At 48.4% G+C, this 16,099-nt stretch carries 11 protein-coding genes; 4 read left to right on the forward strand and 7 right to left on the reverse strand.

Annotated elements, in window-relative coordinates; all coding sequences use genetic code 11:
* Positions 1-138 precede the first annotated feature (138 nt).
* The 3 genes from C161_RS20685 to C161_RS20695 all read left to right on the forward strand — a co-directional run bounded on the left by C161_RS20685 (position 139) and on the right by C161_RS20695 (position 4,254).
* Positions 139-573, forward strand: a complete 435-nt coding sequence (locus C161_RS20685; protein ID WP_036672467.1) for a MarR family winged helix-turn-helix transcriptional regulator — start codon at positions 139-141, stop codon at positions 571-573.
* A gap of 71 nt (positions 574-644) precedes the next feature.
* A complete protein-coding gene (locus C161_RS20690; RefSeq protein WP_036672469.1) occupies positions 645-2,429 on the forward strand; it encodes an ABC transporter ATP-binding protein in 1,785 nt (594 codons plus the stop codon).
* On the forward strand, positions 2,413-4,254 hold the full coding sequence (locus C161_RS20695) for an ABC transporter ATP-binding protein (RefSeq protein ID WP_051449842.1): 1,842 nt from the start codon (positions 2,413-2,415) through the stop codon (positions 4,252-4,254). The genes C161_RS20690 and C161_RS20695 overlap by 17 nt, the downstream gene beginning before the upstream one ends.
* 678 nt (positions 4,255-4,932) lie before the next feature.
* Here the strand turns inward: C161_RS20695 and C161_RS20705 are convergent.
* A complete protein-coding gene (locus C161_RS20705) occupies positions 4,933-6,348 on the reverse strand; it encodes an ATP-binding protein (RefSeq protein WP_051449843.1) in 1,416 nt (471 codons plus the stop codon).
* A gap of 415 nt (positions 6,349-6,763) precedes the next feature.
* Between C161_RS20705 and C161_RS20710 the strand changes: the two genes are divergently transcribed.
* Positions 6,764-7,099 carry a hypothetical protein gene (locus C161_RS20710; protein WP_036672474.1) on the forward strand — a complete coding sequence of 112 codons (336 nt, stop codon included), beginning with the start codon at positions 6,764-6,766 and terminating at the stop codon, positions 7,097-7,099.
* Positions 7,100-7,378: 279 nt separating this feature from the next.
* Here the strand turns inward: C161_RS20710 and mglC are convergent, their stop codons facing one another.
* The 6 genes from mglC to C161_RS20740 all read right to left on the reverse strand — a co-directional run bounded on the left by mglC (position 7,379) and on the right by C161_RS20740 (position 15,942).
* Complete coding sequence (mglC, locus tag C161_RS20715) at positions 7,379-8,398, reverse strand: galactose/methyl galactoside ABC transporter permease MglC (protein WP_036672477.1); 1,020 nt, start codon at positions 8,396-8,398, stop codon at positions 7,379-7,381.
* A gap of 15 nt (positions 8,399-8,413) precedes the next feature.
* Positions 8,414-9,919: a sugar ABC transporter ATP-binding protein gene (locus C161_RS20720; RefSeq protein ID WP_036672479.1), complete on the reverse strand. Its 1,506-nt coding sequence runs from the start codon at positions 9,917-9,919 to the stop codon at positions 8,414-8,416.
* 74 nt (positions 9,920-9,993) lie between these two features.
* Positions 9,994-11,055 (reverse strand): galactose ABC transporter substrate-binding protein, encoded by a 1,062-nt coding sequence (locus C161_RS20725; RefSeq protein ID WP_036672480.1) that lies wholly within the window; start codon positions 11,053-11,055, stop codon positions 9,994-9,996.
* 174 nt (positions 11,056-11,229) lie between these two features.
* Positions 11,230-12,408, reverse strand: coding sequence for a substrate-binding domain-containing protein (locus tag C161_RS20730; protein WP_051449844.1), 1,179 nt, complete (start codon positions 12,406-12,408; stop codon positions 11,230-11,232).
* Positions 12,395-14,182 carry a sensor histidine kinase gene (locus C161_RS20735; RefSeq protein WP_051449863.1) on the reverse strand — a complete coding sequence of 596 codons (1,788 nt, stop codon included), beginning with the start codon at positions 14,180-14,182 and terminating at the stop codon, positions 12,395-12,397. The genes C161_RS20730 and C161_RS20735 overlap by 14 nt, the downstream gene beginning before the upstream one ends.
* Before the next feature lie 26 nt (positions 14,183-14,208).
* Positions 14,209-15,942: a response regulator transcription factor gene (locus tag C161_RS20740; RefSeq protein ID WP_036672483.1), complete on the reverse strand. Its 1,734-nt coding sequence runs from the start codon at positions 15,940-15,942 to the stop codon at positions 14,209-14,211.
* Between the last annotated feature and the right edge of the window lie 157 nt (positions 15,943-16,099).

Consider the following 16,099-nt stretch of genomic DNA (forward strand, 5'->3'; position numbering starts at 1 on the left):
AATATCAATTTATCACATCATTTTATCTCAGGTCAATATTTCCAGTCTAAAATAAATGATCTGTATTCACTTGACGATATGTCAAATCGAACTTAAGATTTAGTTAGTCGACTAACTAAAAGGATAGGAGTAGATGAAATGAACCCAGTCCAAAATGATCGGTTAATGGGACAGCTATCCGAACTCGTGAAACTGAAACGCTACAAGGTTCATGAGAAACTTGTGAACCACCCCGAGTTATACCCGGGGCAGCCCCCTTTGCTGTTCCAGCTTGAACGGGAAGATGGCCAATCCCAGAAAAACCTGGCCGAACAACTTCAGCGCAGTCCCGCAACGGTAACCGTCATGCTCAAACGTATGGAATCATCCGGTTATGTGAGACGCGAAGCAGACCCGAAGGATCTGCGTAGTCTGCGGGTATACCTGACGGATCAGGGGCGCTCTGCGCTACAAGAATTGAGAGAAGTGATTCAGGAGTTGGAACAGCAGGCCCAGAAAGATTTTACACCGGAAGAATCCGAGATCATGTCTGCACTTGCACAGCGTATGCTCCAAAACCTGCGTGAATCCTGAGGTGATGCAGACCAGCTAAAGGTATTATGAAATTGATTCACTTATGCTATGAAGATTGAGGTGATTCCCTATTGTGGACGTTAAAACGATTCTTGACCCCGTATAAGTCAGCAGCAATCGTCGCCCCGCTGCTCATGGTACTTGAGGTTACCATGGACCTGCTCCAGCCCAAGCTGATGTCCAGCATCGTGGATGATGGTGTACTTGCAGGGAATCTGCCCCATATCGTGACTACAGGTCTGATCATGCTACTTGTTGCGTTAATCGGCTGGGTTGGCGGCGCAGGCTGTACACTCTATTCAAGCAAAGCTGCCGTTGGATACGGCACAGATCTGCGCCAGGAGTTGTTTGACCATATTCAAACCTTCTCCTTCCGTAATCTGGATACGTTCCAGGAAGGATCTCTGATCACTCGTCTGACGAGTGACATTACCCAGATGCAGACCTTTGTACAGATGCTGCTGCGGATGTTTATCCGTTCGCCAATGTTGATCATTGGTAGTATCATCATGGCGTTTACGATCAGTGTAAAGCTGGCTTTAATTCTTATTGCGACTGTACCGGTGCTGTTTATTATTTTATTTATTCTGATAAAAGCTTCCTATCCGCTGTTCGCCAGTGTGCAGAACAAACTTGATCAGGTCAACGCTGTGCTTCAGGAGAATCTTGCCGGCATTCGTGTCGTCAAAGCATTTGCACGTGCACGTCTGGAGAAAAAGCGGTTCAAACAATCCAACGAAGATTACACTACAACCGCCGTCAAAGCTTGGCGGATCGTCACACTGAATGCACCCGTGCTCAGCCTGATGCTGAACGCTACCATTGTAGCGGTGCTGTGGTTCGGAGGTTTCCAGGTAGTGGGAGGCGATATTGCTGCCGGAGATCTGATTGCTTTTATCAACTATGTCACAGTTGTACTCTCTTCCCTCACGTCGATCGGCATGATGATGATGAGTTTCTCCCGCGCCAAGGTATCAGCTGCACGGATCAACGAGGTGTTACATACACAGCCGGATATTCAATCGGGAATCGATAACTCCGGGAATGTACAGTCACATCAGTCTAAACGTCAGCAGTCCTCATACCAACCGTCTCCCCTTCCTTCGCACACAGGCGGTCAAGTGGAGTTCAGAGACGTATCTTTCCGTTACGACGGAGACCATGCACTCACCGGAATTAACCTGAAGGCTCGCCCGGGTGAGAAAGTGGCCCTGATCGGTTCAACAGGTTCAGGCAAGACCTCGCTGGTGCAGCTGATTCCCCGTCTATACGATGCTTCGCAGGGTGAAGTGCTCGTGAATGGAGTGAACGTTCGCCACTGGGATCTTCAGGATCTTCGCAGCCGTGTATCCATTGTGCTCCAGGAATCCATTCTGTTCAGCGGCAGCATCCGGGATAACATTTGCTTCGGCCGGCCCAATGCAACAGATGCTGAATTGCGTGCTGCGGCGCAAGCTGCGGCAGCGGATGATTTTATTATGAAACTGAAAGATGGCTATGACACGGAGCTGGGTCAGCGCGGGGTCAATCTATCCGGTGGACAGAAACAACGTATATCCATTGCACGCGCCCTGCTCATGCGGCCAGAAGTGCTGATTCTGGATGATAGCACCAGTGCTGTGGATCTGCGTACGGAAGCGAGCATTCAGAAGGCTTTGCAATCCTTGATGAAAGACAGCACGACCTTTTTGATTGCACAGCGGATCTCCTCCGTGAAGGATGCAGACTGTATATATGTTATTGATGAAGGACAGATCGTTGCCAGGGGCACACATGATGACCTTATGGCTCATTCGACTCACTATCAAGCCATCTATTATTCGCAGCAACGGAAGGAGGATGTTCAATTTGGCTAAACCTGCATCTTCCTCCATACAACAAACGGTCGTGCCTCCCATCGGAAGACCCGGACCAGCAGGCAGAGGACCTGTTCCCAAAGTCAGAGCCAAAAATGCTCGCCATGCCCTGATCCGGGTATGGTCGTACATGGGACGTCATCGCAAAGGAGTCATTGCTGCATTAGTGCTGACGGCTCTTGGAACACTGCTCAATCTGGCAGGACCTTACCTTCTCGGCCGTGCCGTTAACGAACATATCGTGCCCAAAGTAACAGCGGGTTTGCTGAAGGAATGTCTCCTCTTGCTGAGTGTTTATGTCCTTGGCTCACTCCTGATGTGGGCTCAATCCTATGTCATGATTGGTGTGTCCCAACTGACCGTTAAGGATCTGCGACATGCGTTGTTCTCCCGACTACAAGAGCTGCCTGTCAGCTTTTTTGATAAAAATCAAAGCGGGGATCTGATGAGCCGGGCGACCAATGACATCGATAACGTATCTACAACGCTGAACCAAAGCGTAACCCAATTGATGTCCAGCGCCATTTTGCTAGTTGGCTCCTTGTCGATCATGTTTGCACTGGATGTTCGGCTTACCCTGCTCAGTCTGGTGACTGTACCGTTGATTACCATCGCCACTCGCCTGATCGCGTCAAGAACACGTAAACACTTCACAGCCCAGCAGAAATTGCTTGGTGAGCTTAATGGGTATGCTCAGGAAACCATTGCTGGACAAAAAGTCGTAGCGGCTTATAACCGTCAGGATCAGGCACATCAACATTTTGAGAATTTGAACGAGAAACTGCGCACATCCAGCACACAGGCCCAGACCGTTTCGGGTTTGGTTGGACCTACGATGAACGTGATGAACAATATCGGGTTTGCCATACTCGCTTCTGTAGGTGGATGGATGGCTTATCATGAAATGACGTCCATCGGACTGATCGTCAGCTTTCTCGCTTACTCCCGCCAGATTGAGCGGCCGCTCAACGATCTGGCCAATCAGTACAATCTGATTCAGGCTGCAATTGCAGGTGCTGAACGTGTGTTTCACATTATGGATACGCCTAGCGAATACGTAGAGGAACAGAAGAAACAACTGGACCAGATTCAAGGTAAAGTGGTATTTGAAGACGTCTCCTTCGGATACAGTGCGGAGCGAGACATTTTGAAGAAGGTCAGTTTTACTGCAAAACCTGGTGAGATGATTGCACTTGTTGGACCCACCGGCGCAGGCAAAACGACCATTATCAACCTGTTACCCCGTTTCTACGAGATTACAGGCGGACGGATTACCATCGATGGATGTAACATCTCGGAACTGGAGAAGGATCAACTCCGTCGGCAACTCGGCATTGTACTTCAGGATGCCTACCTGTTCTCGGGTACCATTCGCGACAATCTCGCCTACGGCAAGCCCGACGCAACCGATGAACAGATCAGGCAAGCGGCTGAGCTGGCGAATGCACATTCGTTCATCCGCAAACTGTCACAAGGTTACGACACCCCCATCATTTCCGGGGGAAGCAACCTGAGTCAGGGACAACGACAACTGCTGACCATTGCCCGGGCAATTCTGGCTGATCCGGCCATTCTTATTCTGGATGAAGCAACGAGTAGCATTGATACGCGCACGGAGATGCACATTCAGGAAGCGATGCGCACTTTAATGAAAGACCGTACCAGCTTTGTCATCGCCCACAGACTGAGCACGATTCGTGAAGCCGATCAGATTCTCGTCATTGATGATGGACAGATCGCTGAACGGGGCAACCATGATGAGTTGATGAAGCAACAAGGATTCTACTATCAGTTACATCAGGGACAGCTCAATAAGTCGAACTAAAGCGACTCTGCAAAGTTACTCCATGCCGAAGCGGACCTTAGCGCGTATGGAGCAAGTAATTGCGCTGTATCCTGAATGTGGGAGAACATGTCCTTCGCGTGCGAACAAGCGATCAATATGCCACAAAAGTGGGTTTTCTCTATTCCAAATGAAAAGCTCCACTCCGTGCCGGGCGGGCTTGAGGACATCGTCCAGCTCGCGGTTGGAACAGAGCAAGAGCGTAAACTAACGAATCTGAGGCGCCTTATTCAAGCTTTTGAAGCTCCCTCAGAAATCTAAAGAATCTGAGACACGTTATATCCAAATAAACAGCCATTTTCAACGTTTTTTCATGGGATGTTGGGAAATAACGTGTCTGAAGTTTCTTACAAATTAAAGTAAGGACTTGAAGGCCAAATAAGACGTCCTATGTTCCTTAGAAAATCGACTACCCATTCGCCAGGATCAACTGGCTTGAACTTCAGACTTTTATACGCTGACCTCCATCATCATATCGCTTACTTGAATTTGCAGACACACTCTTATATATCTAAAATGATCGGAACCGATGTAGTCTCCACACATCAACTTATTAATCGAAATATTAAACGCCGCACGGGGTTCTTCTGGACCCATGCGGCGTTTTTATGTTTTTGTCTAATGACTACTTAATTGCTATCTTTGGATCCCTTATATGATTTAAGTCTCCATTGGCAGATGAAGCGTGAAGGTGGAGCCAACCCCCATTTCGCTATGGACGGTAATTTTACCATTGTGATCCTGAACGATTTTCTGGCAGAGCGCAAGTCCAAGTCCCGTACCTTCTTCTTTGGTTGTATAAAATGGATTAAAGATGGTGGATAGCGAATTTTCCGGAATGCCGCTTCCTGTATCTGTAATTGAAATGAGCACTGCGTCTCCGTCCTGCAACAAATCCATATGGACCTCACCAGGGTCTGTCATTGCTTCAAAAGCGTTACGAATCAGATTGATCAATACCTGCACAATTTTATCTCGATCCATGATGATCACAACTGGCTCATTAGTCATTTCAAGCGTAATTTGATGCCCTCGGGATGCCGCATCTGACTCGGTCAAAGACATCACTCGTTCAAGGCAGTGACCCAAATGTTCAGGCTTCATGTGATTCGCATGTGGTTTGGAAAACTGCAAAAATTCAGCCGTCAGATCGGTTACTCTTGTCACCTCACCCATAATCACTTCATACCATGGCGCGATATTAAACGCTTGTCCACGGGACAGCTGCAGGAATCCCCGAATTGCGGTAAGCGGGTTCCGAATTTCGTGAGCCATACCCGCGGCCAGTTCACCTACAGCCCTTAGTCTCTCGGAACGAAATACTTCTTCTTCATTTTTCAGCCATTTGCTGCGCTGTTGTTGAAGCAGCCTATCCTCGGCTACCGTCATAAAGTGCTGCAACGAATCCGACATTTCCGGGTACAGGGAGATGCTGTAGCTTACCTGGAGTCCTTGAAGTTGCACGGATAGTAGTGACGACATTCGTTCTTCCACATCCTGTATCTCTGGCAAAACGACCGCAAATCGGTCTCCTGCATACCGGGATATGCCATAGGCCTCGGTGAAATGATTGCTGATCATCTGGCCTGTACCTGTGATTACCGTACACCAAGGATCTTCTGACTCTTTTTTAAAGCCGCTAAAGTTATTGACGTTCAAAAGGACAAGCAAAAAAGACCGTTGCTCTTCTACTGTCTTATGTAACACCTCCATGTAACCTTCGTAATTCAACAGTCCGGTAAGCGGATCATGCAGGGTCAAGAACCGATTTTTTTCCCGAAGCCTGCGCTTCTCGACCTCACTGTTGATTAAGGTATGATACAAAAAAATGATAACAACCGAGGTTAACAGGTCAAATAACGAAACCAGCAAAGCATATGTATCTACAGGCACATACGAAAGCCGAATCAACGTATATTGCAACATAAGCAGCAACGAAATCGGCAAGGTCTGCGCCAACCTTGGTTTGTCCTGGATCATTGAAATAATGAGCATATAATACAGCATGTTGCACCAGTTCAGTTCACTGAAATAGTGGAATATCCCTAGAAAAATCCACTGAAATTTTCGCAACACAGGATATCGTCTCTCCCCATAAATACTTGCTACCAATAATGTCGCCGAAAGTGACATTATTGCCATATTAGGGGTAAGCCTGAGAACATAAGAGGACAGAATGACAAGCAGACAACCTAGCGGGAATATCACCATTTTCATCGTGTAACTAAGCAAACAGCCTCGCCCCCTTTGACATAAAACTCACATCAAATAACTTATGTACATGTATTATATCGATTATGATTAGCTGATGTTGTCGATTAGTGGAGGCTCGCCAAATTCGCACGAATGTATAAATTATGAAGGCAATAGGACATATGATGTAATTGTAATCAACAAAAGTGAAACAATTCCTCTTCGCATAGATCAATATTGTGGTACAATACATTAATGGATTAATTTAGGATAAATACTTGGTAATGGAGGATATCACATGACAACACAACGAAAACCTTTCGGTCTGGGTACTCTATCTCTGCTCATACTGGCTATGGGATTCGCTTTTAACTACGGGTGGGGAGAAGAAAATTTCAGGTTAGGTTATCGACTATTCGAACTATTAAACTTGCCTATTTATAGTAACGGAGATCAAGGACTTCATATCCCCTTTGTAGCCACAGCAATCTTCTGGATCCCTACCATCTGGATAGCCAAAAAAAATCGTTCACATTATGGCTCAAGTGTTGCCTGTAACGTGGCTGCGTTTATGCTAGTGTTTTGCATTATTGGCCCTATAATTACTGTCGTAGATTGGTTTGTAAATGCATAACAATTAAAGCCAGCTCTCTATATCCCGAGGGCTGGCTTCTTTGCTGCTTTTCCATATAAGATGAATGGAATTTTTACACCATAACGTAGAGTGCAGAACCAATCTGAAGAAGCGATAGCGTTCGCCTAAAGCTTTCTAGGAGAAAGCTACATCGGAAGCATACGCTTATCACCTTATTTTCCCCTATTAATATAGGGAATCAAGAAAATCAGGGGATAAGGGCGATCGGAGGATAGTACTGCACTCGGAGTACAACGGTGTAACCTTTTCACGTTAATCTTATTTTTTCGCCATATACTTACGGATATCAAAAGCCACCGCAGCAACAATGATCAATCCTTTGATAATCAACTGCCAGTATGGACTTACACCGATAAACGTTAGACCATAGTTGATGACCCCGAAGATCAGCACACCCGCCATAACCCCGGGTACCGTTCCAATACCTCCTGCCGTTGATACGCCGCCTACCACACATGCAGCAATCGCATCCAGCTCATACATGTTACCGTAATTGTTTGTTGCTCCACCTGTGCGTGCTGCCTCAAGCACACCACCCAAACCATACAGTGCACCCGCAATGGCATACAGCGTCACCAGGTTGCGAGCCACATGAATCCCGGATACATGCGCTGCCTGAATGTTGCCACCGATCGCGTACATGTTTTTGCCGAGACGTGTTTTGTTAAAGATCACCCAGCAGACTAATGCCACCGCAATAGCAATGAGGACAATATACGGGATGGAATAACCCCCGCCCAGATCAATGTATCCAGAGCCAATAACCGTAAAATCGGGTCTCAATCCTCCGATCGGCTGTGACTGGTTGGGTTCCGTATCAAAATAAATGGAGTTCAGTCCGTACACAGCAACCATTGTGCCCAGCGTTGCGATAAATGGGGGCACATGTAATTTGGCGACAATCAGTCCATTTACCAATCCCACGAACAGACCCGCGGTAATCCCGACAAGGATCGGCAGACCCACCCATAACTGCGGCAGATCGGGGAAGAAGCGATTGGCATATTCATCAATTTGCAACATCGATGCCGATACAACCGCTGTCAGACCAACCACCCGTCCAGCGGATAGATCGACCCCGCCCGTGACAAGGATAAAGGCTGCACCGAGCGCAATAATGGCCCGTGTGGAGGATTGCTGCAAGATGTCCCGCAGTGTGGAGAAGGCCAGAAAATTCGGATCCGCAATCGCAATACCAATAATGAGCAGGATCAGTACAATAAAGATGGCGCGTTGTGTTACATATTGTTTCACTTGATTGATCATCTGTGTGTGCATCTGTTTCCCTCCTGACTAAGCCATCCGCTGCTGCGCGGCCAGCCTCATAATATCCTGCTCAGTTGCCTCGGCTCCGTCCACGATTCCGGTGAGACGCCCTTCGCTCATCACCATAATGCGATCCGACATACCCAGCAGTTCGGGCATCTCTGAGCTAATCATGATAATGCTTTTGCCCTGACGAGCCAGTTCCGTAATAATGGTGTAAATCTCAAACTTGGCTCCTACATCGATTCCACGTGTCGGTTCATCCAGCAGCAGAATCTCGGGGTCGGTCAATAACCAACGGGCCAGCAGAACTTTCTGCTGATTACCGCCAGACAGGTTTCGAATCAGCGTGTTAACTGAAGGAGTTTTGGTTCTGAACTTCTGCGTCTGCTCACGTGCCTCTTCGCGGCCCTTTTTCTCGTCCAGCAAGCCCACACGATTTCGGTAGCGCCCCAGACTGGCAATGATCGTGTTCTCATACACTGACAATACAGGGAATATCCCTGTAACCCTTCGTTCTTCCGTGAGCAACGCAATGTTATGACGCTTCGCTGCTGCGGGGGAATTAATCTTCACCTTGCGCCCATGAATCGAAATTGTACCTGAAGCGAGTCCGCGCAGTCCAAACAAGGACTCAATCAATTCTGTCCGCTGTGCTCCAACCAGGCCGCCAATGCCAAGCACTTCACCTTTTCGCAGCTCAAAGGATACATCACAAAACGATTTGGACTGGCTTGATGTCAGACCCTCGGCTTTTAATATCACTTCACCGGGTACGTTCGTCCGTTCCGGGAAACGTTCGTCCAGATCACGGCCAACCATACGTGTAATGATCAGATCTGTCGTTAGATCAGCAGCATCCCATGTCCCGACAACAAAGCCATCACGCATGATCGTCACTTCATCCGAGATCGTCAGGATCTCCTCCATTTTGTGTGAAATATAGATAATGGATACGCCGCGACTGCGCAGTTCATTAATAATGGCGAAGAGTTGATCCACTTCCTTGCCTGTCAGGGAAGAAGTTGGCTCATCCATGACGATGACTTTGGATTGAAAAGAGACCGCCTTGGCGATTTCCATGGATTGAATCTTGGAGACAGACAGTGTTCCCGCCTGAGCCTTCGGATCAATATCCAGGTTCAAGTCCTTGAACAGGGCCAGCGTATCAGTATACATCCGTTTCTCGTCCACCAGTATTCCCCTCATCGGAAAACGACCCAGCCATATATTCTCCATCACCGGACGATGCGGGACCGGGTTCAGCTCCTGATGAATCATGGATATTCCTTGCTGAAGTGCCGCTTTGGAATTCGGAATATCCACATCCTTTCCTTCGATTCGTATCGTTCCTTCATCTGGACGATACATGCCGAACAGACATTTCATAAGTGTGGATTTCCCCGCTCCATTCTCTCCCATCAAGGCGTGAACCGTCCCCGGCTTTACTTTCAATGTGACCTGACTTAGTGCCTGCACACCCGGAAATGCTTTGGAAACTCCATTCATCTCCAGCAGGTAAGGTGACTCCATCTTGGTTCCTCCCTTCCATATGACCGTCAAAAAAGGGACGCTACCCGAATGTCGGACGTCCCTGTCTCGTGCTGTTATTGGGCGTCGGCGATGTTGTCTTTTGTAATCTTCTTGTATGCAATCCAGACGTATTTACCATCTGTAATGTCGTATTTGGTATTTTCCTTTGTTGGTGTCTCACCTTTGGCAAGTACGGAAGCCAGTGCCACGGTGGCTGCACCCTGATTCTTGGCATCATTAAGCACCGTGCCCAGCATTGTGCCATCCTGTAGAGCCTGAATGGCTGGAGCTGTTGCATCCACACCTACCACCGGCATGGATTTGCCATCCTTGAAGTATCCGGCTGCTTTCAATGCCTCAATGGCACCCAAGGCCATGTCATCATTGTTCGCGAGAACAGCTTCAATCTTGTCACCATGGGAAGCCAGGAACGCCTGCATTTTCTCCTGACCTTTCACCCGGTCCCACATCGCCGTGTCTTCCGCCAGTGCTTCCACTTCGATACCGGCATCCTGGATCGCCTGAACCGAATATTTGGTTCGAAGCTCTGCATCCTGGTGACCCGGTTCCCCTTTCAGCATGACGTATTGCAGTTTGCCATCGCCGTTTTTGTCCGCTTCCGGATGTGCTTTCCAGTAATCCACAATCAGCTGACCGGAGATCGTACCGGACTCCTCCGCTTTTGCTCCTACATAGTACACTTTATCCCATTTGTTCATATCTTCAGCTACTGGCTCACGGTTGAGGAATACCACTGGAATGTTCGCTGCCTTAGCCTTGTCAATGATGACACCTGCCGCCGTCCGGTCCACCGGGTTCACGGCCATTGCATTGTATTTCTTGGACACAAACAGATCCACTTTCTCATTCTGGGTCGGCTGTGCATTCTGGCTATCTACGATATCCAGGGTCGCAATGCCTTCCGCTGCTGCGGTCATCGCATTACGTACACCCGTCATGAATGTATCATCAAATTTGTAGATGGCAACACCAATCTTGGGCGTTTCCGTACCGGCTGCTGTCTGGCCTCCTGTATCTGTTCCCGTACTTCCACCTGCACTGTCTCCGCCGCTACTACACCCCGCCGCCACAACCATACATGCCGTAATCAACAGTGTCATCCATGTTTTCTTCATATCCTAATGACCTCCCCCAAGTTCATTCGGCTTCACCGATGTCTTTATTATGAAAGGGTTTACATTAAATTCGAATACAATATCTTCACCTGTTCTATCGAAATCTTCCTCAAGTTAACAAACACCTTAATTTCTTCATTCAGTATTCGTTCCGGCACTCGTTCCAGCATTGGTTCATTGTACAAAAGGAAACAACAGCTTCTGGTTATCCATCCAGAACATATTGTCTGTACTAACCAGCTTGGTCTCAAGTAACACTCTCGCTTGCACCTGTTGATTGTTCAGCCGCGCAACAGCTTGATTCAATCCCAGATAACCTGCACTGTATCCATTCTGGACGATGAGATGATCAAAGACTCCTTCTTGCAATTGCTCCAGTTGCTGTTGTTCACTGCCAAATCCAACAATCCTTACCTTGTCCGCAGAGTTGCGTCGATTCAGTTCATCGGCTGCTCCCAGAGAAGCCGGTTCCTGAAGAGTAATGAAACCATCTACCTCCTGCTGGTCCAGCAATTGCTTCGCAGTCTGCCAACATCCATCCCGTGTATTACATATCGATTTGGGTTCCACTTGAATATTAGGATACTGTACCAAGGTTTCCATAACTCCCTGCTCTCTCTGAATCAGACCAGAATTAAGAGGATCGGGGCCCAATAAGGCCACATGCCCTTTCCCTTCCAAGAGCTCCGCCATAGCCTGGCCGGCCTGCCTTCCCGCCTCAACATTATCCATCGAGATGAAACTGGTGATGCCTTTCACGGGAAATTCATCGTTAAGCACAATGACAGGAACAATGGTTCCATCGGAATTCGTTGTCTGTGCCTCCTGAATGATGTCACTAAGGGCCTTCTCACTTAGGGGATCAACCAATAGAGCTGATGCCCCCTGCTTCAGAGCCGATGCGGCGGCCTCCACTTGAGCCTGCTCTCGCGCACTGCGAGACAACGTTCCACGGCCTGCATTGGCCTGCTTAACCTGCATCTGACTTCCAGCAGAGTCCAGAATGGCAGGCGTGTACACATCACCATCGGAAGGGTATGCTTCCACAGTAATCAGTTCGGCTCCGTTCTCTTTGGCAGCCGCTTCGGCGCCAAGCCGGATAGCTTCCGCAAGTTCCCCTGTCCCAGCTGGCGTAATGAGCGCAATACGTGGCGGTACTGCCGTAGTATCGGGACTCGATAAGCCACAGGCGCTGCATATGAGCAGACAGCAGCTTGCAACTGTCAGGGTTACTAACCGACGTTTCCGGATTCCAGGGAAGCTCGAAGCAACCTTTTTCCAAAACGTACGAATGTATGACCCTACAATTCTGTGGCTGTGGATATCGCTCCTATTCTCCTTATTGTCTGTCATTAGGCTCGCCCTCCTTCTGCTGCGATTGAATGGGAATCCGAATCCAGACCGTGGTTCCTTCTTCCAACTCACTTGCAAATTCAAGTCCGAAGCCCTCCCCATAATAGAGCCGGATTCGGTCATGCACATTGCGCACCGCTACGCCGGAGCCTGCACCACTTTTGACCACAGGACGACCACTTAATAATCCCGACATCTGTTCTTCCGTCATGCCGACCCCATTATCTGTAATGCGAAACACCAGCTTGTTGTCCTCACGATAAACATCGACCTCAATACTTCCTTCGTCCATGTGGTACTCGATGCCATGAACAATGGCGTTCTCAATCAGGGGTTGCAGCACTAGCTTTAATGTCAGGCATTCCAGGAGCGTCTCATCTGCATGGATGGTAAAGTTGAATTTGCGCTTGAACCTCATCTGTTGAATCGTCAAATAATGCTGCGCATGTTCCAGCTCTTCCCTGATCGTGATAATCGTTTTACCTTGACTAAGACTGATGCGGAACAGGCGAGAGAGAGACGTGATCATCGTGATCACTTCCTCATTGCGGCTCATGCCTACCATGCGCACCACGGAATTCAGCGTATTGTACAAAAAATGCGGATTAATCTGGGCCTGCAAAGCTTCCAGCTCCAGACGCCGCTTATGTTCCTGTTCATGAATGATCTCATCCATCAGGGTGCGAATTTTATTGACCATCAGGTTGAAGCGACGGGATAGTCGTTCCACCTCCAGTGGCCCTTCAATCGGCAACTCCACGTTGAAATCCCCGCGCTCTACGGCCTTCATTTTACGTTCCATTCGCCGAATCGGACGAGTCAGACTGGAGGATAAGAACAGCGAGACAAGAATGACCAGTACCAGTACAACGACCAATACACGAATGAGATATCCGTTCACTTCCTGACGCGTTGTCATAATCTCATCCAGATAAGCAACACCGACGATTTTCCACCCGATATTGGCAACGGACTTTACGGTATTCAGCCTTTTCTGCCCATCTGCTTCATCTTCGTAACTGCCGGAAGCCACCAAAGCCTGTTCGATATTCTCGCTTTTGAGTCCCATATACATCAATTGTTGCTGCGGATGGTACACGATATTGCCCGCACTCTCATCAATGATATACACGTATCCTCGTTGCCCCAGACTGACCCGACGGCTCAGTTCATCCATCTGTTTGAAATTGATATCGACCAGCAGAATAACCTGCCGATCCTGACCATTTTGCCGTATCGTTATGCCTTTGCTCATGGAAACGACCCATTTATATGGGCCTGTGTACATGTTCTGAATATGAGGTAACGAGAAACTCAGGTGATCCGGCACACGAAGCGCAGACTGAAACCACCCTTGCTGTGTCACATGGGCGCTGGTTTTTAATTCGGCTGTAGGTCGGTTCTTGAGCAATTTCCCCGTGGAATCAAGCAAAGTAATCGAGATGATATCTTCACGACTGCTGAGCAGTGTGTCAAGCTGTTTGTCCACCAGTTCCCCTTCCCATGTCCCGTCACGCAGCATGTGTTCCTCAATGGCACGGTACAGATGCGACATACTGCGGACATAATCCTCCAGATTATAACTAACCTGATCCACAATCTGTCTCGTCGTCAGTTCCGCACTTCGCTCGGCAGCCTGCGTGAACTTGTCATGCAGAAGCATCGCCATGATGGTTAGCACCAAGACGATGAAGACGGAAAAGGACCACGTTATAATAAACCGGATACTGCTGACTCTGGACGAACGCAGACGAGAGCGTAATTGAACTCCCATGGATTTCACCCATCTGGACAAGAACTTCATCGGATTGAACCTTCACTTGCCGCCTGGGAAGCCTGTTTACGATATTCTTTCGGCGAGACACCAATATGTTTTTTGAAACAAAAACTGAAGTAATTGGGTTCGGCAAAGCCAACCTGCTCCGCAATCTCAAACGACTTCAGCTCGGTCGAGCGAAGCAGTTCACGCGCTGCCTCCATTCGGATCTGCATCAGGTACTGCAGGAAGGTAAGCTGTACTTCTTTTTTGAAAATGCCACAAAAATAACCGGAGCTGATATGCAAATGTCCGCACACCTTCTGAATGGACAGGTCCGGGTCGGCATAATGCTCTTTCGTGAAGACTAACGCCTGCTCGACAATATCTTTGTATACATGCTGGCGTCCGCTCGCAATGCGATGTTGCACGAGTAGACAGACCTCCTGTACCTTCTTCTGTGCCTCAGTGAGTCCCGGCAGTCGGAACAAATCCGCATACAACTGGAACCCTGCACCAAAGATGTCTTCCATTTCTTCCCCTGATGCCTGTGCTGCCTTCCATACTGTTGTTAACACTTCAATTAAATAGAGCTGAATATCACTTCGCCCGTGTTCCACTGTAATTTCCCGGAAAATGATCGCCAGTGCTTCCTCCAGCTCTGCTTGTGTACCTGCCTTCAGGCATCGTGTCAACGTCTGCTGCTTCAACTCGTCGAACCGCAACTTGCCCGCCGTCTGTCGCTCCACGTCCGCAATGTATATGATTGAATCTGTCCCCGGCACAAGCCGATAATCCAATGCCAGCAGGGCATCTTCATAGGCATGATTCACATCCGCGAGTGTATCCACAATCTGACCAGAGCCCACCGTAGCCGGGATACGTAAATAGTGGTTGATGCTGCGCATCACATTTTCCAATGCCTTCTGTTGCCGCTTCACTCCATCTGTACCGCCCGTACGATCCACATAGAGCAGGACAATCGTCTCCTGATGCATAAAGGCATGACCAGCCCCATGCTCCGCCCAAACTTCTGCCGCAATGTTAAGTGCCGCAAAGCGTTTCAGCTCAGCATCCTCAGATTGACGCAAGGAACCTCCGGGAATGAATATCTCAGACTGATCCGCTACCTCGGATGTTGTTTTGTTATGTCGTTGTGGGGGCTCGCTGAATACTCCCTCAGACTTCTCCTTCTGTACATCTCCATCCATATGCAGTGTCAATACGGACACCCCATAACGTTCTCCTGTCAGATCCAATCCGCATTGTTTGGCTTTACTATGAATATATGTTGAGGATTTCTGTCGATGGAGCAAGGTCGCCATCAGATCTGCCTGTAATAAAGGCAAACTGGTATGATAGTGCTCACGCAGCTGCTGTACATCTTCACGCTCAGCCACTTCAGCCGCCATCTGAGCGCGCAGTCTTGTGAGCAGTTCGGTGAGATGTCCTGCCGAGAACGGCTTCAGTAGATATTCGTCCACACTTAACGAGATGGCTTGCCTCGCATAATCAAATTCATCATATCCAGTCAAAATGACCACCTTCACGAGTGGATTACGTTTCCTCAATCTTTGTGCGAGTTCCAGACCATTCATGAATGGCATGCTGATATCGGTCACCACAATATCCGGCTCCACCCGCTCCGCCATCTCCAATGCTTCCCGCCCATTCTCAGCCAAACCGACAATCCGCAGATCGAGCGCTTCCCAATCGACCTCTACAACAAGTCCTTCACGCACATCTTCTTCATCATCCACCAGCAGTACCCGGTACACGTTTGGATTCCTCCCTTTTGATGACGGCCTTATGCCCTATCAACGAATATATATGTAGCATTGTGAATCATTTGATTTCTTATGGCTCAACGAATTGAAGCAAAACGCAAAGGCTCAGCGTTGATCTGTTCCAAGGTTGCCATCATAATATACAATA

This window comes from Paenibacillus sp. FSL R5-192 (assembly GCF_000517845.1).
Lineage (GTDB): Bacteria > Bacillota > Bacilli > Paenibacillales > Paenibacillaceae > Paenibacillus > Paenibacillus amylolyticus.

Coding starts and splice junctions, on each gene's coding strand:
- C161_RS20720 (WP_036672479.1), bottom strand. CDS start 9,919: ATGGAGTCACCTTACCTGCTGGAGATGAATGGAGTTTCCAAAGCATTT.
- mglC (WP_036672477.1), bottom strand. CDS start 8,398: ATGCACACACAGATGATCAATCAAGTGAAACAATATGTAACACAACGC.
- C161_RS20710 (WP_036672474.1), top strand. CDS start 6,764: ATGACAACACAACGAAAACCTTTCGGTCTGGGTACTCTATCTCTGCTC.
- C161_RS20725 (WP_036672480.1), bottom strand. CDS start 11,055: ATGAAGAAAACATGGATGACACTGTTGATTACGGCATGTATGGTTGTG.
- C161_RS20735 (WP_051449863.1), bottom strand. CDS start 14,182: ATGGGAGTTCAATTACGCTCTCGTCTGCGTTCGTCCAGAGTCAGCAGT.
- C161_RS20685 (WP_036672467.1), top strand. CDS start 139: ATGAACCCAGTCCAAAATGATCGGTTAATGGGACAGCTATCCGAACTC.
- C161_RS20730 (WP_051449844.1), bottom strand. CDS start 12,408: ATGACAGACAATAAGGAGAATAGGAGCGATATCCACAGCCACAGAATT.
- C161_RS20695 (WP_051449842.1), top strand. CDS start 2,413: ATGTTCAATTTGGCTAAACCTGCATCTTCCTCCATACAACAAACGGTC.